Source organism: Pseudomonas sp. MF5691 (assembly GCF_016405645.1).
Lineage (GTDB): Bacteria > Pseudomonadota > Gammaproteobacteria > Pseudomonadales > Pseudomonadaceae > Aquipseudomonas > Aquipseudomonas shahriarae.
Genome location: NZ_JAEKDC010000007.1, coordinates 118,277 through 135,933 on the forward strand (window position 1 = coordinate 118,277; position 17,657 = coordinate 135,933).

At 61.4% G+C, this 17,657-nt stretch carries 20 protein-coding genes; 10 read left to right on the forward strand and 10 right to left on the reverse strand.

Translation table 11 applies throughout. The features are described from left to right. The first annotated feature begins 506 nt into the window (after window positions 1-506). Both JFT44_RS12710 and JFT44_RS12715 read left to right on the forward strand, forming a co-directional pair. Window positions 507-761, forward strand: coding sequence for a hypothetical protein (locus JFT44_RS12710; protein ID WP_169989322.1), 255 nt, complete (start codon window positions 507-509; stop codon window positions 759-761). A 188-nt stretch (window positions 762-949) separates the two neighbouring features. After that, window positions 950-1,096 carry a hypothetical protein gene (locus tag JFT44_RS12715; protein ID WP_162947713.1) on the forward strand — a complete coding sequence of 49 codons (147 nt, stop codon included), beginning with the start codon at window positions 950-952 and terminating at the stop codon, window positions 1,094-1,096. Window positions 1,097-1,126: 30 nt separating this feature from the next. Here JFT44_RS12715 and JFT44_RS12720 read toward each other — a convergent pair whose 3' ends face one another. Together JFT44_RS12720 and JFT44_RS12725 are read right to left on the reverse strand one after the other, a co-directional pair. Next, a complete protein-coding gene (locus tag JFT44_RS12720; RefSeq protein ID WP_057441310.1) occupies window positions 1,127-1,519 on the reverse strand; it encodes a VOC family protein in 393 nt (130 codons plus the stop codon). A 67-nt stretch (window positions 1,520-1,586) separates the two neighbouring features. Then, on the reverse strand, window positions 1,587-1,784 hold the full coding sequence (locus tag JFT44_RS12725; protein ID WP_057441308.1) for a hypothetical protein: 198 nt from the start codon (window positions 1,782-1,784) through the stop codon (window positions 1,587-1,589). A gap of 108 nt (window positions 1,785-1,892) precedes the next feature. On the opposite strand from JFT44_RS12725, the gene JFT44_RS12730 reads away from it, so the two are divergent. Continuing rightward, entirely contained in the window at window positions 1,893-2,795 is a 903-nt protein-coding gene (locus tag JFT44_RS12730) for a LysR family transcriptional regulator (protein ID WP_057958792.1), read from the forward strand. 17 nt (window positions 2,796-2,812) lie between these two features. Here JFT44_RS12730 and JFT44_RS12735 read toward each other — a convergent pair whose 3' ends face one another. The 4 genes from JFT44_RS12735 to JFT44_RS12750 form a co-directional block, all read right to left on the reverse strand. Further along, complete coding sequence (locus JFT44_RS12735; protein ID WP_198830774.1) at window positions 2,813-3,769, reverse strand: LysR family transcriptional regulator; 957 nt, start codon at window positions 3,767-3,769, stop codon at window positions 2,813-2,815. A 137-nt stretch (window positions 3,770-3,906) separates the two neighbouring features. Then, window positions 3,907-5,094 carry a cyanate transporter gene (locus JFT44_RS12740; RefSeq protein ID WP_198830775.1) on the reverse strand — a complete coding sequence of 396 codons (1,188 nt, stop codon included), beginning with the start codon at window positions 5,092-5,094 and terminating at the stop codon, window positions 3,907-3,909. A gap of 161 nt (window positions 5,095-5,255) precedes the next feature. Then, the gene (locus JFT44_RS12745) at window positions 5,256-5,870 is read right to left on the reverse strand and encodes an NAD(P)-dependent oxidoreductase (protein ID WP_120732140.1); all 615 of its coding nucleotides are present in this window, start codon (window positions 5,868-5,870) and stop codon (window positions 5,256-5,258) included. 33 nt (window positions 5,871-5,903) lie between these two features. Further along, window positions 5,904-6,770 (reverse strand): MBL fold metallo-hydrolase, encoded by an 867-nt coding sequence (locus JFT44_RS12750; RefSeq protein ID WP_057441301.1) that lies wholly within the window; start codon window positions 6,768-6,770, stop codon window positions 5,904-5,906. A gap of 113 nt (window positions 6,771-6,883) precedes the next feature. Between JFT44_RS12750 and JFT44_RS12755 the strand changes: the two genes are divergently transcribed. Together JFT44_RS12755 and JFT44_RS12760 are read left to right on the forward strand one after the other, a co-directional pair. Further along, the gene (locus tag JFT44_RS12755; protein ID WP_057441299.1) at window positions 6,884-7,798 is read left to right on the forward strand and encodes a LysR family transcriptional regulator; all 915 of its coding nucleotides are present in this window, start codon (window positions 6,884-6,886) and stop codon (window positions 7,796-7,798) included. A 90-nt stretch (window positions 7,799-7,888) separates the two neighbouring features. Then, window positions 7,889-8,062, forward strand: a complete 174-nt coding sequence (locus JFT44_RS12760) for a hypothetical protein (RefSeq protein WP_162947714.1) — start codon at window positions 7,889-7,891, stop codon at window positions 8,060-8,062. 215 nt (window positions 8,063-8,277) lie between these two features. Here JFT44_RS12760 and JFT44_RS12765 read toward each other — a convergent pair whose 3' ends face one another. Further along, on the reverse strand, window positions 8,278-9,153 hold the full coding sequence (locus JFT44_RS12765) for a helix-turn-helix domain-containing protein (protein WP_115127604.1): 876 nt from the start codon (window positions 9,151-9,153) through the stop codon (window positions 8,278-8,280). 189 nt (window positions 9,154-9,342) lie between these two features. Here JFT44_RS12765 and pobA point away from each other — a divergent pair, with 189 nt between their 5' ends. Beyond that, window positions 9,343-10,527 (forward strand): 4-hydroxybenzoate 3-monooxygenase, encoded by a 1,185-nt coding sequence (gene pobA / locus JFT44_RS12770; RefSeq protein ID WP_169960425.1) that lies wholly within the window; start codon window positions 9,343-9,345, stop codon window positions 10,525-10,527. 117 nt (window positions 10,528-10,644) lie between these two features. Beyond that, complete coding sequence (locus tag JFT44_RS12775) at window positions 10,645-12,099, forward strand: MDR family MFS transporter (RefSeq protein WP_233098352.1); 1,455 nt, start codon at window positions 10,645-10,647, stop codon at window positions 12,097-12,099. A 55-nt stretch (window positions 12,100-12,154) separates the two neighbouring features. Here the strand turns inward: JFT44_RS12775 and JFT44_RS12780 are convergent, their stop codons facing one another. From JFT44_RS12780 to JFT44_RS12790, 3 genes are read right to left on the reverse strand one after another with little or no spacing between them, the layout of a single operon-like run. Beyond that, on the reverse strand, window positions 12,155-12,997 hold the full coding sequence (locus JFT44_RS12780) for a cache domain-containing protein (protein WP_198830777.1): 843 nt from the start codon (window positions 12,995-12,997) through the stop codon (window positions 12,155-12,157). Window positions 12,998-13,051: 54 nt separating this feature from the next. Continuing rightward, on the reverse strand, window positions 13,052-13,522 hold the full coding sequence (gene cynS / locus JFT44_RS12785; RefSeq protein WP_057958800.1) for a cyanase: 471 nt from the start codon (window positions 13,520-13,522) through the stop codon (window positions 13,052-13,054). A gap of 28 nt (window positions 13,523-13,550) precedes the next feature. Continuing rightward, window positions 13,551-14,192: a carbonic anhydrase gene (locus JFT44_RS12790; RefSeq protein WP_057958801.1), complete on the reverse strand. Its 642-nt coding sequence runs from the start codon at window positions 14,190-14,192 to the stop codon at window positions 13,551-13,553. Between the two features lie 112 nt (window positions 14,193-14,304). Between JFT44_RS12790 and cynR the strand changes: the two genes are divergently transcribed. The 3 genes from cynR (at window position 14,305) to JFT44_RS12805 (ending at window position 17,631) form a co-directional block, all read left to right on the forward strand. Beyond that, entirely contained in the window at window positions 14,305-15,216 is a 912-nt protein-coding gene (gene cynR, locus JFT44_RS12795) for a transcriptional regulator CynR (protein WP_057958802.1), read from the forward strand. Between the two features lie 286 nt (window positions 15,217-15,502). Further along, window positions 15,503-16,876 carry a glutamine synthetase family protein gene (locus JFT44_RS12800; protein WP_057441291.1) on the forward strand — a complete coding sequence of 458 codons (1,374 nt, stop codon included), beginning with the start codon at window positions 15,503-15,505 and terminating at the stop codon, window positions 16,874-16,876. Window positions 16,877-16,974: 98 nt separating this feature from the next. Further along, the gene (locus JFT44_RS12805) at window positions 16,975-17,631 is read left to right on the forward strand and encodes a class I SAM-dependent methyltransferase (protein ID WP_057441289.1); all 657 of its coding nucleotides are present in this window, start codon (window positions 16,975-16,977) and stop codon (window positions 17,629-17,631) included. Window positions 17,632-17,657 lie beyond the last annotated feature (26 nt).

A 17,657-nucleotide genomic window follows, 5' to 3' on the forward strand; every position in this document is an offset into this window, starting at 1 on the left:
AGCTGATCGATCAGTCCCTGATCAAAATTAAGGTCTTTACAAGATCAATCGCACATTAGCTACACCGGCTTGCGCTAGCTGGTGTAGCTAGCCAGCAAAAGGACGCCTAATTTCGCGTCCACAAACGAAAGGGAAACGCATGTCTAAATGGAAGTCATTTTTGCCGTTGGTGATCATTTTTTTGGTCGGCGTTGGCTCATACAACGTTGCTTATTCGATAAGAAGGGAGTTCCGTCCAGATAGCATGGCGATCGGTTGCGCAGTCCTGGCAGGTGTTTTCTTTCTTTACAAAGTATGGCGGGAGCGAGCATCTGATAAATAACTCGAAGGTTGATGAAAATTCTATGAGCGTAGAACTGGATGAAGAGATTGCAACGATTTTGCGTGTCCATCAGGCCGAATATGAGGAGCGCACCTTTTTCCTCACCCATTCGCTAGGTGCGGTAAACCATTGTTTGCCGTGTGCGAGATAGTTCTCCCATCCCAACACTGCAAAGGAATGCCTGATGAGTAAAAACACGAAAAAGACCTCCGACAAGATGGCCACGTTAGCAGCCGAAACCCTGAATAATCCAAACGCCTCAGCTATCGCCAGAAGCCTGGCTGCCTCGGCGTTGGCTCAGAGTGGTACGGATAAGCAGACCAGTGCGCAGATGGAGGAGAAAGCTGGAAAGACGCTTCAGAGCGATCAGTACAGCGAGCAGACGAGAGCGCTTGCCGCCTCTGTGCTCTCCCAATCCAATAAAGAGCGAGGAAGCTGAGAGGCGACCCTTCTGAATAAGGCCGGTGGTTGTTTCCATAGGTTATGGGGGAATGCGCTGTCTTACCTGAGGCTGTCCATTTCTCACGAAAAGGCTTGGCTTGCCACCATCCATCAGAAAAGCTGTCCATGGCTATCTCCAGTTCTATGCTGGGTCATAAGACCAATTCTTATGGATGGGAGGTGGGTATGAATAACGAACCCAAGCCACGCGACGACTCGGCGCAGGAGCGGGCTCGGCGGCTTCACGAAGAAGAGAAACCGCAGACCTGGAAGCACCCGGATGATGGGACGGAATTGTCCGAGCGCGACCAGGAGCGCCCGCTTAAGCCCTGACGTCCGACGATGAGAACGCCCCCAGCGCTTTCATCCGGCTATCGGCGTACACAGCTCTACCAGCGTGCCATCCGGGCAGCGCACGTAAGACACTACCTGGCCCCAGGGCTTGCTGCTCGGTGCCGAGAGTTCGCTGGCACCCGCGGCCAGCGCTTTGGCGTGGGCCGCCGGCACGTCCTCGGTTACAAACCCCAGCTCCATACCCAGCGGTTGCTTCGAGGTATGGGCGGCGACGTGCCCACCCTTGAAGTTCATCTCCCCCAGCTCATGGGCGGCGAAGGACAACGTAGTGCCCCCGGTTTCCAACTCGCCATAGGTCCCTGATTCATGCAGGAAGCGTCGGCTGAAGCCAAAGGCTTTTTCGAAAAACTGCAGTGACGCGGCCACGTCCGGGACGTAGACGATGGTGTAGGCGAATTTCATGGCTAAGCGCTCCTTGCTTGAAGAAAGTGGCTAATTAGAGGGCGAGGCGGCAGGCTCGTCAATCTGCCTATACCAGCAGCGCCGTGGGAAACCCCGACGCCAGGACCAGATACGCAACGATGGCGGCCAGGCACAGTCCGACAAACACCCGCAGCAGCGTCCTGGCGGTTGGGTGGGCGATGAGTCTGATACTCCAGATACACAGCCCGGCCATCAGGATGGCCAGGGCAAGAATGACCAGCACGGGGATGTTCTCGGTTGTCATGGAAGCTGATTTATAGTCTCAAACACGTGGGTTGGATAGTCGACGCATAGACGCAGGCCCTGCAGTGTTCCTAAACTGCCGGCAGTCTTGGGCTGTAGGGCGTTTGCCATGAATCGCAATGAATTACGCAAGGCCGACATCAACCTGATGGTGGTCTTTGAAACGCTGATGCTCGAGCGCAACGTAACGCGTGTGGCAGAGAAGCTGTTTCTCGGCCAACCCACGGTCAGTTCGGCCCTCAACCGCTTGCGCACGTTGTTCAACGACCCGCTGTTTATCCGTGTCGGCCATCGTATGGAGCCCACGGCGCGGGCCGAGGAGCTTATCTTGCATCTGTCGCCGGCCCTGGACTCGCTGTCGGCGGCGTTGAGCCTTACCCATGATTTCGATCCGTCTGTCAGCACCATGACCTTTCGCATCGGCCTGTCCGATGACGTCGAGTTCGGCCTGTTGCCGCCGCTGTTGCGGGCCCTGCGCACCGAAGCGCCGCAGGTAGTGTTTGTGGTGCAGCATGTCGATTACTGGCGGATCCCGGACTTGCTGGCCTCTGGCGATATCACCGTCGGCATCACTCAGACCCGTGGCCTGCCGGCCAATGCCAAGCGCAAGTTGCTGCGCCATATCCGCCCCAGCGTGCTACGCGCCGATGCCTCGGACCAGCCGCTGACCCTCGATGAATATTGCTCACGACCCCATGTGCTGGTGTCCCACACCGCCAACGTCGCAGGGTTTGCCGATGAGTGGCTGGCGGAGATCGGTCGCAAGCGGCATGTGGTGTTATCTGTGCCGCAATACAGCTCCTTGCCGGCACTGCTGGCCGGCACCGATATGATCGCCAGCCTGCCGGATTACACGGCCCAGGCCATGGCCGCAGCGGGCAATCTGTTTTGTGAGCCGTTCCCGTTCGATACGCCGACCCTGGACTTGTCCATGGTCTGGCTCAGCCACGTTGACAGTGACCCCGCCGAACGCTGGATGCGCTCGCGGCTGGAAGCATTTATGGGGGGCTGAGAGCGCTAAGCGGCACGTCATCTCTGCGCTTCTCTTGCCGCATCCTGCTTGACGCTTGCCACTGCCTTGACCACCTGCTCGCGAAACCACGCGTTGGCAGTTTCCTGCTCGCTGACGTCGTTCCACTGCATATCCAGAGTGAACCCCGGCAGGCCGTTGGGGGCTTCGCAGTGGCCGAACTGCGGCTCCAGGGCCAGCAGCTGTTGCACACGCCGGGGCAGGGTGACGATAAAGTCGGTGCCGGCAATCATCTTCAGCGCCGCGCTGTAGCTGTTGGCCCGGGCAATAACCTGGCGCTTGTGGGCCTGGCGGGCGAGCCAGCCGTCGATCATGTTGGTGTCCGAGGTCCAGGGTGTCGGGAATACATGGCGGCGGGCCACAAACGACTGCAGGCTGAACGCCGGCTCGCGCGGGGCGGCGCGTTTATCGAAGACGCAGACCAGGTCGTCCTCCAGCAGCATCTGCGTCCTGAGATCCTTGTGCTCACGGTGAAAGTGCGGGCCGAAGCAAATCACCACGTCCAGGCGCCCGTCGCGCAGGGCCTCTACGGGAATCTCGGTTTCCAGCTTCTGCACATTGACGATCACTGGCAGGTCGGCGTGATCGAAGTGTTTCAGCAACCTGGGCAGGATCAGTTGCTCGAAGTATTCGGGCGCGCAAAGGTTGAAGGTGACGGCTTTTTGCGTGGGGTCGAACGTCTGGGCGCCCGCGTGGCAGAGGTTGATGCTTTCGAGGATTTTCTGCACATGCCCGTACATGCTGCTGGCTTTGTAGGTCGGGCGCATGCCCGCACGGGTGTTGATAAACAGATCGTCTTCGAAGCTGGTGCGCAGTTTCTTCAGGCTGTAACTGACCGTGGACTGGCTGACAAACAGGGTTTCGGACACATCGGTGACGCTGCTTTGCTCATACACAGCGACAAACACCATCAGGTCCTGCATATCGAGCTTTCTAAGCAAGTTGCTGTTTAGCATTCGTTCCGTCCGTGAGCCTGTTGCGCGACCGCAGCGCAAACAAGGCAAAATGTTAACGGAACGCTCGTACCAATAGAAAGGTTTGTCAGACCTTTCTATGTCTGTTGTGGGACAGATACTGTTTGGAACACGACGCCCTAGCGAATATGCCGTGCGTAGTGGCGCGGGTCGAAGCGCAGGACCATCAGCAGCATCACCCCCACCACCGCCGTGAGCGACCACCAGGCCCATTCGAAACTGCCCAGTTGGTCGCGAATCACCCCAGCGATCAGTGGCGACACGCCAGCAATCAGGTAGCCGATACCCTGCACGAAGGCTGTCAGGCCACCCGCACGGCGCGGGTTGTCCAGGTGGTCCAGGGACAGGATCAGGCTCATTGGGAACAGCCCGCCAATGCCCAGGCCCAGCAGGCATGGCCACAGGAGGGTGAGGTGCTGTGGGGAGAGGATCAGGCCACAGAAGCCGGCGATGATCAGCACCAGCAACACGGCCACCACCGCGCGCTTGTCCTGGCGCCGGTTGGCGATGGCCGGGGTGATCAGCCCGGAGACCACCTCCATGGCGGTCAGGAAACCCAGCAGCAAACCGGCACTCTGTTCGCTCCAGCCCTGCTCGACGTAGTACGGCGCCAGCCATGCCAGCACGCAGGTGTAGGAAGCGGTCCCGAGGCCGAAAAATATCGCCAGCAACCATGCGCGGCGATTACCGAAAAACGACGCCTGCGCACCGGTAGCGGCGTGGGGCAGGGGAGGCAATGCCGCGCGCTGGGCATACCAGAACAGCAGCGCCAGCACGGCGAGCACCGCCCAGATGGCCAGGCCGATCCGCCAACTGCCGGTCTGCACCTGGATAAACGGCGAGAACGACGCCGCCAATGCCGCGCCGCCCATGATCGCGGTGACGTACAGGCCCATGAACAGTGAAACATTGTCACGAAAGCGCGACTTGATCAGCGCCGGCATCAACGCCTGGATCAGCGCAATGCCCACGCCGGCGGCGATGGCGCTGAGGATCAATTCGGCGGCGGAGTCGAGAAACAGCCGTGACAGGGTGGCGAGGCCAATCACTACCAGCGACAGCACGATGCTGCGATGTTCGCCAAAGCGTTTGCCCAGGCTCATACCGAAGAACATCGCCAAGCCCATCGCCATCACCGGCAGCATGGTCAACAACGACGCGGTGCTGAAACTCAGCGGCATATCACCACGGATCGACGATAACAAAGGACCGACTGCTGCCATGGACGGGCGCAGGTTGAGGGCCACCAGCACAACACTGATCATCAGCCAGAGGGCGGTGGTGGGTTTGGCGTGGACGTTTTCCATGGGCGGGCCTTGAATGGACAAGGCTGCTATTAGGCGGCTGCGCAGGGCAGTGGGCAAATCAGAAAGTCGCAGGGACTATTGAAAAAACCGGCACCGGCTTGTGTGGGAACCGGGTAAGACAGTTCCCACACAAGCCTGGGCGATTTCGTCGGCAGGGTGTGTCAGTAACCCACGGTAAAGCGTTGGCGCGAATGCTTCGGTGTTTCCACTTCGTCTATCAGGGCAATGGCGAAGTCGGCAAAGCTGATCCAACTACGGCCTGCGCTGCTCACCAACAGGTCGTCCTGGCCCAGGCGGAAGGTGCCGGTGCGCTCGGTCTCGACAAATTCTGCCGAGGGCGAAAGGAAGGTCCAGTCCAGTTCCTTTTCCTGACGCAGGGTGTCGAGGAATGCCGCGCCAGCACTGGCCTCGGCCTTGTATTCGGCAGGGAAACCCTGGCTGTCGATGACCCGCCCGCCGTCCGGCAACAGCAGCGAGCCCGCGCCACCCACCACCAGCAGACGCTTCACGCCCGCCTGTTTTACCGGCCCGATCACCGCAGGGGCCGGCAGGGTGGCGAAGTGCGCAGCGCTGATCACCACGTCGCTGCCGCTGATGGCCTGTTGCAGGGCAGCAGCGTCCAGGGCGTCGGCCTGTTTGACGGTCAAGCCCGGGCGCGCGGCGATAGCCCCAGTGTTGCGTGCGATGGCCGTGACCGTATGGCCGCGACGCAGGGCTTCTTCCAGCAGTTGGCTACCGGCACGGCCGGTGGCACCAATGATTGCGATCTTGCTCATGACGTTCTCCAGTGCGGTAAGAGTTGGATCAATTCACCACTGCATTTCGCCCTTGGCGACTTTGGCACTCAGCTCCAGGGAGCTTTCATCGGCCAGCTTCGGGTAGCGTTTTTTCATGGCTGCGATCAGGGCGGCGGAATCCTTGGCCTTGGCGGTTTCTACATCGAAAGCCTTGATGTAGTCGGCCGTGAAGGCGACGGATTTGACCGAGGGCGTGCCCAGGTAGTGGCCCGGCACCACGGTGACCGGCTTGAGTTTTTCGATACGTTGCAGGGTGCCCAGCCAATCGGCATGGGATTGCGCACCCTGGGTGTCGGCCATCCACAAGTGGATATTGTCCGAGACCACCACGCCGCCGACCACGGCCTTGATTGATGGGATCCAGACGAAACTGCGATCCGGCTGCGGGCCGTCCAGGCCGATGACTTCCAGCGGTTGCCCTTCGAGCGTCAGGCTATGGCCTTCGAGGACCTGAGGAATGATGGTCTTGGCGGGTTTGTCGGCACCCATTTTCGGGCCCCAGTAGGCGACTTTTCCGGCAACGGTGGCCTTGATATGGTCGACCACCGGCTGCGGTGCAAGGATCTTGGCCTGTGGGAAAGCACTGGCCAGGGTGTCGAGGCCGAAGTAGTAATCCGGGTCGCCATGGCTGATGTAGATGGTGGTCAGCTGTTTGCCACTGGCGCGGATTTTCTGCACCAGTTGCTCGGCCTGGCCCTTGCCGAACTGCGCGTCTACCAGGATCGCGTCTTTCTCGCCGCTGACCAGCACCGAGCTGACGGGGAAGATCGCCGATTCACCGGGGTTGTACACGTCGAGAGTAAGGTCGGCGGCAGCTGCGTGAGCGGCAAAGCCGAGTACGGTTGTGGCCAATACGAAGCGCTTGAGGGTGGTGAGCATGTTCAGGTCCAGGTCAGAGGTGCCTTGGCAGGCGATGGACAGAGCTTAGTTGCACTTAACGCAGCAAAAAATGCGATGCTGGAACATAGTTTGTTTCTAAAACCGGGCAAATCATGGATCGTCTTCAAGCAATGCGGGTGTTTGTCACGGTGGTCGACCTGGGCAGCCAGTCTGCGGCCGCCGATCATCTGGACCTGTCGCGCCCAGTCGTGTCGCGCTACCTGGCAGAGCTGGAGGACTGGGTGGGCGCGCGCCTGATGCACCGCACCACGCGCAAGCTCAGCCTGACTGCCGCCGGCAGCGAAACCCTGCCGCGTTGCCGGCAGATGCTGGAATTGTCCTGCGACATGCAGGCCGCCGTCAGCGAACCGGACGACACCCCTCGTGGCCTGGTGCGCCTGAGTGTCAGCACCTCGTTTGGCCAGGCGCAATTGGCGGAGGCGATGGCCGAGTACGTCAAGCGCTACCCGCAGGTGACCATTGATCTGCAAATGCTCGACCGCACGGTGAACCTGGTGGATGAGCGCATCGACCTGGCGATCCGCACCAGCAACGACCTGGACCCCAACCTGATTGCGCGGCACCTGACGGTATGCCGCTCGGTGATCTGCGCGTCGCCGGCCTATCTGCTGGAACATCCGCAACCGCAGCGGGTAGAAGAGCTGGCGGGGCACAATTGCCTGACCCACTCCTACTTCGGCAAAAGCCTGTGGCATTTCGAGGAAGATGGCGAGCCGGTGTCGGTGCCGGTACACGGCAACATCAGCGCCAATGAAGCCAGCACCTTGCTACGCGTGACCCTGGCCGGGGCGGGGGTGGCGATGTTGCCGACCTACCAGGCCGGCGACTACATCCGCAGCGGCCAGTTGATCCGCCTGCTGCCCCATGCCGAGCCACGGCAGATGAACATGTACGCGGTGTATGCCTCGCGCAAGCACATGCCCCAGGCGTTGCGCAGCCTTCTGGATTTCCTGGTGTTGAGGTTCCCGCCGCAGCCGCAATGGGATGCAGGGCTAGACGTGCGATAAGGCGCCTGAATACCCCTCAATACTGGCAACTCGCCCTGGCTGACCTATGCTTACCACAGCACCTTCTTGATCTGTCCGGAGGTCACCGCCATGACGATCAAAACCAGAAAGTACCTGATGATTTTTACCCTCTGCGCCCTGGCCACTGCCCTCTATGGCACCGCCGCCTACCGCGCCGAACAGGCCCGCATGCAACCCGGCATGGCCGCAACCTGCAACCACGGACAATGCACCTACTCGGCGACCCTGAGCGCGTTGCGCTAAGCCGGAGGGCTGTGGTGGCAATGGAGCTCCTGTGGCTTCTGGGGCTTCTATGGCTCTTGTGGCGAGGGAGCTTGCTCCCGTTGGACTGCGTAGCAGTCCCATTTCAGGGCCGCTTCGCGCCCCAACGGGGGCAAGCCCCCTCGCCACAACAAGCCCCCTCAGCACAACAAACCTTCTCACCACAGTAAATCGGCCTACAAAAGGTGGGCGGTCGATCACTCTGCATTCAACTGTTCGCGAAACACCTTGGGTGAAAACCCGACGCGGCGGCGAAACAGTCGAGAAAAGTTCGTCGGATCAGAAAACCCCAGTACGTCGGACATTTCATTGATGGTCATGCTGGTGTAGGTCAGCAGGCGCTTGGCCTCCAGCAATTGGCGGTCGTGCATGATCTGCAAGGCCGGCTGCCCGCCCAGTTCGCGGCAGGTGCCGTTGAGGTGCGACACCGAGATCCCCAGCTTGTGCGCCAGGTCTTCGATCTTCGGGTGTTCGCGGTAGTGCTGCTCCACCAACTGGGTGAAGCGCCGAAAATACTCAAGGCTGCGTGGCACCCGGGTATGGCAGCGCTGGATGGCTTGGCGGCTGATCCACACCAACAGCACGCTGACCAGGGCGTGCATCATCATGTCCCGGGCCGGGAAGTTATCGTTGTATTCATCCTGCAACCGGGCAAACAGGCTATTGAGGTAGTCACTGTCCTGGCCCGCCGGATAACTGCCCAGGGCGCTCAAGCCGTCTACCGCCGAGCCCAGTTGGCCTTGCAGATGCGCCACCAGCGGCGCAGCCAGCGTCACCACAAACCCTTGCACATCCTCGGCAAACCGAAACCCATGCACGCATAACGGCGGCAGCACTTGCAGGGTCGATTCCGTCAGCGTCGTGCGCTGGCCCTCGATCTCCAACTGCGCCTGGCCTTTGTACACGTAGAGCAACTGGCACAGGTCCGCATGTCGGTGGGGCTGGATCTCCCACTGGTACTCACGGCTGCGCCGGGAGATGGTTTCACAGTGCAACAAATCCGGGGTCGGCCACTGTTGGCTTTCCCCATAGAGTTTGAACACTGGAACGGCGGGACTGGCATTTTTGGTCATGGTTTCAATCCGATACTCAGGACAGTGGTTCGGTAATCGCCCCAATTGGCGAAAAGCGCAGGCTTTGGCTCAGTTTTCACCTTCTTATGGGGCTCACTCAAGGGAAAAATGCCAGCACCAAAACCAATGACAACGCTTTCACTGAATACGTTCGGGGGAAGCAGGCGGGCCATAAAAATAATGAAAACCCTGAAAACCCAAGTCGCCATTATCGGCGCCGGCCCTTCGGGGCTGCTGCTCGGCCAGTTGCTGCACAATGCGGGAATTGAAACCCTGATTCTTGAGCGCCAGGCCCCCGACTATGTCCTCGGACGTATTCGCGCCGGTGTGCTGGAGCAGGGCATGGTCGACCTGTTGCGCCAGGCCGGGGTCAGCCAGCGAATGGATGCCGAGGGCCTGGTACATGCAGGCTTCGAGCTGGCGCTGAACGGGCGCTTGCAACATATCGACCTGAAATCCCTGACCGGCGGCAAGACCGTGATGATCTACGGCCAGACCGAAGTCACCCGCGACCTGATGGCGGCCCGCGAGCAAGCCGGTGCGATCACCCTGTATGAAGCGCGCAATGTTCAGCCCCACGACCTCAAGGGCGAACGGCCCTGGCTGACCTTCGAGCACCAGGGCCAACACGTGCGCCTGGACTGCGACTACATCGCCGGCTGCGATGGCTTCCACGGCGTGGCACGCCAGTCGATCCCCGCCGATGTGCTCCAGACCTTCGAGCGAGTCTACCCGTTCGGCTGGCTGGGTATCCTCGCCGACACCCCGCCGGTCCACGCCGAACTGGTCTACGCCAAGCACCCACGCGGCTTTGCCCTGTGCAGCATGCGTTCGCCAAGCCGCAGCCGTTATTACCTGCAGGTGCCGGCCGAGGAGTCGCTTGAGGCATGGTCCGACCAGCGCTTCTGGGATGAACTCAAGGCGCGCCTGCCCGATGAGTTGGCCGCGCAATTGGTGACCGGGCCGTCGATCGAAAAGAGCATCGCCCCGCTGCGCAGTTTCGTGGTGGAGCCGATGCAGTACGGGCGCCTGTTCCTGCTGGGGGACGCCGCCCATATCGTGCCACCCACCGGCGCCAAGGGCCTGAACCTGGCGGCCAGTGATGTCAGCACCTTGTTCACTATCTTGCGCAAGGTGTACCGGGAAGGGCGCGTGGAGTTGCTGGAGAAATATTCACAGATCTGCCTGCGGCGCATCTGGAAGGCTGAACGGTTTTCCTGGTGGATGACCTCGATGCTGCACCAGTTTCCCGAGGCGGATGGCTTCAGCCAACGTATTGCCCAGAGCGAGCTGGAGTACTTTGTCGAGTCGCAGGCGGGGCGCAAAACCATTGCAGAAAATTACGTCGGACTTCCTTACGAGGCTATCGAGTAGCCGGCTATCGAGTAAGCTATCGGGCATTGCCACGGGGCTCTTTTCCCGTGGGCCTTGCCTACAGGTTCTGTCGTGACCCAGCCCACTCCTTCTGTACGCAGTATCCTCGCCGCCCTGATGCTGGCGATTTTCCTCGGCGCGCTGGACCAGACCATCGTCGCCGTGTCGATGCCGGCCATTTCTGCGCAGTTCAACGACGTCAACCTGCTGGCCTGGGTCATCTCCGGCTACATGGTGGCGATGACTGTGGCCGTGCCGATCTACGGCAAGCTCGGCGACCTGTATGGGCGGCGGCCGATGATGCTGATCGGCATGGGCCTGTTCACCGTCGCCTCGCTGTTTTGTGGCATGGCGCAAAGCATGGAACAGCTGGTGCTGGCGCGCATCCTCCAGGGCATTGGCGCAGGCGGGATGATTTCCGTGAGCCAGGCGATCATCGGCGACATTATCCCGCCCCGTGAGCGTGGGCGTTACCAGGGTTACTTCAGCAGCATGTACGCGGTCGCCAGCGTGGCCGGGCCGGTGTTGGGCGGCTATATGACCGAGTACCTGTCGTGGCGCTGGGTGTTTTTGATCAACCTGCCATTGGGCGCGGGCGCCTGGTGGGTGGCCCATCGCACCCTGGTGGGGCTGCCGGTGCCGCAGCGCAAGCCGGTCATTGATTACCTCGGCACGCTGCTGATGATCATTGGCTTGACGGCGTTGTTGCTGGGCATCACCGAAATCGGCCAGGGCCATCATTGGCGTGATGATCAGGTGCTGGGCCTGCTGGCGTGTGCCTTGGTGGCGCTGAGCATATTTGTCTGGCATGAGCGCCGGGCGCGGGAGCCCTTGTTGCCCATGCACCTGTTCGCCAACCGCAGCGCGGTGTTGTGCTGGTGCACGATTTTCTTCACCAGCTTCCAGGCCATCTCGCTGATCGTGCTGATGCCCCTGCGTTACCAGAGCGTCACCGGTGCCGGTGCCGACAGCGCCGCCTTGCATCTGCTGCCGCTGGCCATAGGCTTGCCGATGGGCGCGTTCTTTGCCGGGCGCATGACCTCGGTGACCGGTCGCTATAAACCGATGATCCTTGGCGGGGCGCTGCTCACGCCGATTGCGATCCTCGGCATGGCCTTCAGCGCACCCCAATCGCTGATGCTCAGCAGCCTGTTCATGGTGCTCAGCGGCATTGCCTCGGGCATGCAGTTCCCGACTTCCCTGGTGGGCACGCAAAACTCGGTGGCGCAACACGACATCGGCGTCGCCACCAGCACCACCAACCTGTTCCGCTCACTGGGTGGCGCGGTTGGGGTGGCGTGCATGTCGGCCTTGCTGTTGGCGTTGTTGCAGGATTCGAGTTTTGCCCATCTGGCCAGTGGTTCGATGATGGCCGAAGGCAGCTCCGGCAATGTGTTGCTCGATGGCCTCAACGCGGCGCCTGGCCCAGCGCAGGATGCGTTGCGGAGGGAGTTGCTGAGCACCTTCCGGCATTTACTGATGGTCAGTGCGGCGGTGTCGTTGCTGGGGTTGGCGGCGGCGATTGCGATGCCAAACCACCTGTTGCGGGGGCGCGAAGACAAGGCGCGATAGCGTAGGCGCCGGCAAGCCGGCTCCTACATGGAGTGCAACTGTGCGCGTAGCCCGCTTACGGGCTGTAGTAACCCACCGCCACCAGAAAATGCCCGCTCTTACGCAGATAGGCATGCTTGTTTTCCACCTTGCCGGTCACCGGGTTTTTCCAGCGGTATTGATATTCCCCCTGATCCTGCTCCTTCATCAGTTGCAGGATCGGCTCGCCCACGGGCTTGCCGTCCGGGTCCTTGACCTTGGCGAAGTCGGTATTGATCAGGCGCAGGTTGGTGCCGTGGGCCACATAGCGCCCGGTATCCAGGTCGACCACAAACACATACAGGTCGTCCTGCAAAAAGCCGCCTTGCAGCGCATTGATGGCTTTCAACGCGCCGGCTTCGTTTTTCTCCAGTTCCCTGACCGCCTTGTCCCGCAGGGCCTTGGCCTGTTCGGGCGTGGCCCGGGGCAGGTAATAGCCGACGGCGAGGATGCGCTGGCCGATGCGCTGATAGAACACATGTTTGCGCTCCACCTTGCCGTCGTTCCAGTTCTGCCAGCGGTACTCGGCCTGCTGGATGCCATTGCCTTCCGGGATCTTCAGCGCCGCCTTGAACGACTGGCGCAGGTCCGGCCCGAGCACTTCGGACACGTCGCGCCCGATCAGCGCCGATGACGGACCGCCACTGGCCAGCAGCACGCCCTTGGTATCGACCACGAACACATAGCGGTCCTTTTCGACAAACTCGCCCTGGCGGCTGAAGGCGGCGAAGGCCTTGTCACCGTTGTCGTGGTAATAAGCCAGGGCCTTCTCCAGCAGCGCCTTGGCGGCCTGGGCGTCCTGTTCATTGGGGGTTGCGGCCTGGGCCTGGCTGAAACACAGCAACAGTAGCAGCCAGGTGGCGCGGAGCATTCCCTTCATTACCCGTCCCTCGTTCTTGTGAATGTCCCAAGAGCGTAGACGGTTGCCCGGGGATTAGAACGGCTGGGTCGGCAGGTATTTTCCGTCCAGGGTAATGACCGCGCGGGAGCCGCCGTCCGGGTCTTCGACCTTCTTGATGTCCAGCTTGAAGTTGATGGCGCTGATGATGCCATCGCCAAACTGCTCGTGGACCAGGGCTTTGAGGGTTGAACCATAGACCTGCAGCATTTCATAGAAACGGTACACGGTCGGGTCCGTCGGAATGCCACCGGGGATGCTGCCGCGCAGAGGCACGCTTTGCAGCAGACGGCTGGCGTCCGCGTCCAGGCCCAGTTTGGCGCACACCACATCGGCTGCGTCCTTGGGCAGCGGGTGTTGCCCGAGCAGGGCCGCGGTGACGAACGCCAGGCTCAGGCCGGTGCCGTCGCTGAGGTCCTGCCAGGACAGGTTTTTGCGGGCCTTGATATCAATCACGGTGTCAGCCAGGGCCAGGCGTGGGGTTTGGGACAATTGGGATTGCAGCATGATGACTTCCTCTTCGGTTAAATAAGGTTCAGGCGGCGTGTGCGCGGGTCTGTGGATTGTCCAGCAGGGATACAAAGCGAGCGGTGCGGCCATCCAGGGCGTTGATGCAGCCGCTTTCGATATCGTAGACCCAGCCATGCAGGCTCAGCCGGCCCTGTTCCAGCGCCAGGGCGACGCTGGGATGAGTCTTGAGGTTGGCCAATTGTGCGACCACGTTTTCCCGTACCAGAGCGCTCAGTCGCTCTGCATCCGAGGCATGGGTACGTGCGGCGTTGATCACCTTGGCCGACTCGGCATGGCGCAGCCAGTTGGCCACGGCGGGCAAGTGATCCAGGCATTTGCAGGTGGAAATGGCCGTCATGGCGCCGCAGTCGGAATGGCCGCAAATCACGATATCGCTGACCCCCAGCACGGCCACCGCATATTCGACCGTGGCCGAGACCCCGCCCGGCTCCGGGCCGTAGGACGGCACGATATTGCCGGCATTGCGGATCACAAACAGATCGCCTGGTTCCTGCTGGGTCAACAGCTCCGGGACTACACGGCTGTCGGAGCAGGAAATAAACAGCGTGCTGGGGTGTTGCGTGGTTGCCAGTTGCTTGAACAGGTCACTGCGCTGGCTGAAGGCTTCGCTCTGGAACTTGCGCAAGCCGTCGATGAGATGCTGCATGGTGTTTCTCCTTGCGTCGCTGATGGGGCAAGGATGGAAGTTTTTGGTTATAGGGTCCAAGACCGGCTTATTATGGTTTCTATAAGTCATGCCTATAGCTGGAGTGTTTTGCATGCTGCTACGTCATATCCGCTACCTGCTGGCCGTCGCCGAACACCGTAACTTCACGCGGGCTGCCGAAGCGTTGCATGTGTCGCAGCCGACATTGTCGCAACAGATCAAGCAACTTGAAGAGAGCCTGGGGGCACCGCTGCTGGATCGTTCCGGGCGCAGTGTCAACCTGACCGACGCGGGCCAGGCCTATGTGCGGTTTGCCCGCCTGGCGCTGCAGGATCTGCAGGCGGGCACCCGGGCCATGCATGACGTGCAGGACCTGAGCCGCGGCAATTTACGCCTGGCCATGACCCCGACGTTCACCGCGTACCTGATCGGGCCGCTGCTGGCCCGGTTTTATCGGCAGTATCCGGGGATCACCGTCAGCGTCGAGGAAATGCCCCAGGACCGTCTTGAGCGCGCGCTGACCGAGGATCTGCTGGATATCGGCATTGGCTTCAGCGGCGAGCACATGCCAGACATCGAATGCCAAGGCGTGTTTGTCGAGGAGTTGAGCGTAGTGGCCAGCGCCAGTCATCCAACCTTGAAGCGCAAACAGTGGCTCAAGCTGGCTGACTTCAAGCAGCAACCCCTGGTGCTGTTGAACAGCGGATTTGCGACGCGACGTTACATTGATGACTATTGCCGGACGCTGGAGATAACGCCGCAGATTGCCATGCAGGCCAATTCGATCAGTGCGGTGATTGAAATTATTCGCCATACCCAACTGGCGACGATCCTGCCCCGCGAGGTGGCCATGGCCCAGCAGGGCTTGCACGCGGTGCAACTGCGCCCGCCGTTGCCGCAGCGCACGGTGGCCCTGCTCAGTCGCAAGGGCGCTTATCGCAGCGCGGCATGCCGGGCGTTTGTCGACGTGGTGAGTGGGTGGCGAATGTTTAGTCATCCTGAAAGTGAACTCCACCAAGACTGAATTTAAGGGCGTAACCCAGCGTGTGAGGCTGGCGCTCATCTCTTCACTGTGATCCCTGCATGGACGGTTCCCCCGACACTCACCCCGAGGCCTCGCCTGGCGCCACCGCGCCCAGCCGCCCGGTGTGTCGGCTGGGCGTTGATGCACTGCCTTCTGAACTGGCCTTTTGGGCACTGTGGCACTGCCGCCATGCCCGCCCGCCGGATACCGCTCCCTTACGCTGATTGCCCCCATCACGGGTGCGCCGTCGCGCGCGCCTGCCTGACGCAAACGTAAGAGAGTTGCCATGAGTACCGTCTTTGCCAGCCTGCACGAAGCCCAATCCTTTCTTGACCAAAACCCCGATATCGAGATGTTCGAGCTGTTCATCCTCGACAGCAACGGCGTGCCCCGCGGCAAGTTGCTGCACCGTGATGAACTGCTGGCGGTCTACGCCACCGGCCGGCCGCTGCCCAGTACCATCCTGGGCCTGACGCTCAATGGCGATGACGTGGAAAACTCCGGCCTGGTGTGGGAGGTGGGGGATATCGACTGCCGCGCCTACCCGATCAGCGGTAGTTTGCAGCGCATGCCGTGGCGGTTGATTCCCACGGCGGCGGTGCAGGTCAGCATGCACCCGGAGGAAGGCTTGCCGGCGACCGTGGCCGACCCCCGGCACCTGCTGGCCAAGGTCATCGACGGGCTCAAGGCCGATGGTTATTACCCGGTGATGGCGGCGGAACTGGAGTTCTACCTGCTGGACCAGAAGCCCGACAGTAACGGCCGCCCACAACCGGCGCGGGATATGGACGGCGGTCGCCCGCGCTCGACCCAGGTCTACGGCCTGCGCGAGCTGGAGCAGATCGAGCCGTTTCTGGCCGACCTGTACAGCGCCTGCAAGCTGCAAGGCATTCCCGCGCGCACGGCGATTTCCGAATACGCCCCCGGCCAGGTGGAGATCACCCTCGAGCATCGCAGCGATGCGTTGCAGGCGATGGACGAGGCGGTGCGTTACAAGCGCCTGGTCAAGGGCGTGGCCCACAAACACGGGATGACCGCCTGTTTCATGGCCAAGCCGTTCGACGACCTGGCCGGCACCGGCATGCACATGCACGTCAGCCTGGCGGACGCCGATGGCAACAATCTGTTTGCCAGCGAGGCAGCCGACGGTACGCCGCTGCTGCGCCAGGCGGTCGGCGGGATGCTCAGCACCTTGCTCGATTCCTTGCTGCTGTTCTGTCCCAACGCCAACTCTTACCGGCGTTTCCAGAGCAACAGTTATGCGCCGCTGGCGGCCACCTGGGGTGTCGACAACCGCACCGTCAGCCTGCGGGTGCCGGGTGGGCCGGCGTTTTCGCGGCATATCGAACACCGCATCTGTGGCGCCGATGCCAACCCGTACCTGGCGGCGGCGGCCATCCTTGCGGGGATCCACCGTGGCATTCGCGAGCAGCGCGATCCCGGCGCGCCGGTGACGGGCAACGGTTATGCCCAGGCCAAGGAGCTGCTGCCCACCGACTGGCTCACCACTTTGCGTGCCTTGGAAGGTTCGGCCTGGGCGCGTGAAGCGTTCGGCGAGGAATTTCTCGGCGTGTACCTGGCGGTCAAGCGGGCCGAGTACCGGCAGTTCATGGGCGAGGTGGGCGAGCAGGACTGGCGCTGGTACCTGCACCAGGCGTGATGATGAACCCTGAGTCTTTCGACCTTTTTTTCACGCGGGTGTGATTAAGCTGAAAGTCCAGTGTCCGTAGAGACCGGTTCATCTACATGAGTACCGTGATGTCGTCGCAACCCCCATCGTCCATCGAGGCTGAATTCGCCGCGCGCTGTGATCGTGACCACGCTCGCGTCTGTGGTGACCCACGGCCGCCAGGCTTGTTGCGGCGCCTGTGGTTATGGCGCGACGAGCGCCTGGTGCGCCAGGCTCTGAAAGTCGCGGGGGAGCCCGGCCTGTTGCTGGACCTGGCCTGTGGGGCGGGACGCTTCTGGCCGGTGCTGGCCGAGCACAGCAATCGCGTGATCCTGGCCTCGGACTTTTCCCAGACCATGCTTGATCATGCCCAGAGCCACTATGGCGCGGCCTTTCTGCGGCGGATCAAGACGTTCCAGGGTTCGGCATTTTCCATCGGCCTGTCGGCCAACGCGGTGGACTGTATTTTTTGCCTGGAACTGTTTCGCCACGTCTCCAGTGTCGAGGCGCGACTGACGCTGTTGCGCGAGTTTCACCGGGTCAGCCGCGACACGGTGATTGTCGCGGTGGACAGCGACAGCCGCCATCGTCAGCTCCACCCGCCGGGCACAGGGCAACCCTTGTTGTCCCATCGTGTGGAGGTGGAAGCGGAGTTTCGCCAGGCGGGCTTTACGGTGCTGAACCAGCAAGAGTTCATGCCCGGCTCGGCCCTGTGGCGGGTTTATGTGCTGCGCAAAAGAGGATAACCCTCAACTGTCGGGCTATTCTTCGT

Coding starts and splice junctions, on each gene's coding strand:
- JFT44_RS12710 (WP_169989322.1), top strand. CDS start 507: ATGAGTAAAAACACGAAAAAGACCTCCGACAAGATGGCCACGTTAGCA.
- JFT44_RS12715 (WP_162947713.1), top strand. CDS start 950: ATGAATAACGAACCCAAGCCACGCGACGACTCGGCGCAGGAGCGGGCT.
- JFT44_RS12720 (WP_057441310.1), bottom strand. CDS start 1,519: ATGAAATTCGCCTACACCATCGTCTACGTCCCGGACGTGGCCGCGTCA.
- JFT44_RS12725 (WP_057441308.1), bottom strand. CDS start 1,784: ATGACAACCGAGAACATCCCCGTGCTGGTCATTCTTGCCCTGGCCATC.
- JFT44_RS12730 (WP_057958792.1), top strand. CDS start 1,893: ATGAATCGCAATGAATTACGCAAGGCCGACATCAACCTGATGGTGGTC.
- JFT44_RS12735 (WP_198830774.1), bottom strand. CDS start 3,769: ATGCTAAACAGCAACTTGCTTAGAAAGCTCGATATGCAGGACCTGATG.
- JFT44_RS12740 (WP_198830775.1), bottom strand. CDS start 5,094: ATGGAAAACGTCCACGCCAAACCCACCACCGCCCTCTGGCTGATGATC.
- JFT44_RS12745 (WP_120732140.1), bottom strand. CDS start 5,870: ATGAGCAAGATCGCAATCATTGGTGCCACCGGCCGTGCCGGTAGCCAA.
- JFT44_RS12750 (WP_057441301.1), bottom strand. CDS start 6,770: ATGCTCACCACCCTCAAGCGCTTCGTATTGGCCACAACCGTACTCGGC.
- JFT44_RS12755 (WP_057441299.1), top strand. CDS start 6,884: ATGGATCGTCTTCAAGCAATGCGGGTGTTTGTCACGGTGGTCGACCTG.
- JFT44_RS12760 (WP_162947714.1), top strand. CDS start 7,889: ATGACGATCAAAACCAGAAAGTACCTGATGATTTTTACCCTCTGCGCC.
- JFT44_RS12765 (WP_115127604.1), bottom strand. CDS start 9,153: ATGACCAAAAATGCCAGTCCCGCCGTTCCAGTGTTCAAACTCTATGGG.
- JFT44_RS12775 (WP_233098352.1), top strand. CDS start 10,645: ATGCTGGCGATTTTCCTCGGCGCGCTGGACCAGACCATCGTCGCCGTG.
- JFT44_RS12780 (WP_198830777.1), bottom strand. CDS start 12,997: ATGAAGGGAATGCTCCGCGCCACCTGGCTGCTACTGTTGCTGTGTTTC.
- cynS (WP_057958800.1), bottom strand. CDS start 13,522: ATGCTGCAATCCCAATTGTCCCAAACCCCACGCCTGGCCCTGGCTGAC.
- JFT44_RS12790 (WP_057958801.1), bottom strand. CDS start 14,192: ATGCAGCATCTCATCGACGGCTTGCGCAAGTTCCAGAGCGAAGCCTTC.
- cynR (WP_057958802.1), top strand. CDS start 14,305: ATGCTGCTACGTCATATCCGCTACCTGCTGGCCGTCGCCGAACACCGT.
- JFT44_RS12800 (WP_057441291.1), top strand. CDS start 15,503: ATGAGTACCGTCTTTGCCAGCCTGCACGAAGCCCAATCCTTTCTTGAC.
- JFT44_RS12805 (WP_057441289.1), top strand. CDS start 16,975: ATGTCGTCGCAACCCCCATCGTCCATCGAGGCTGAATTCGCCGCGCGC.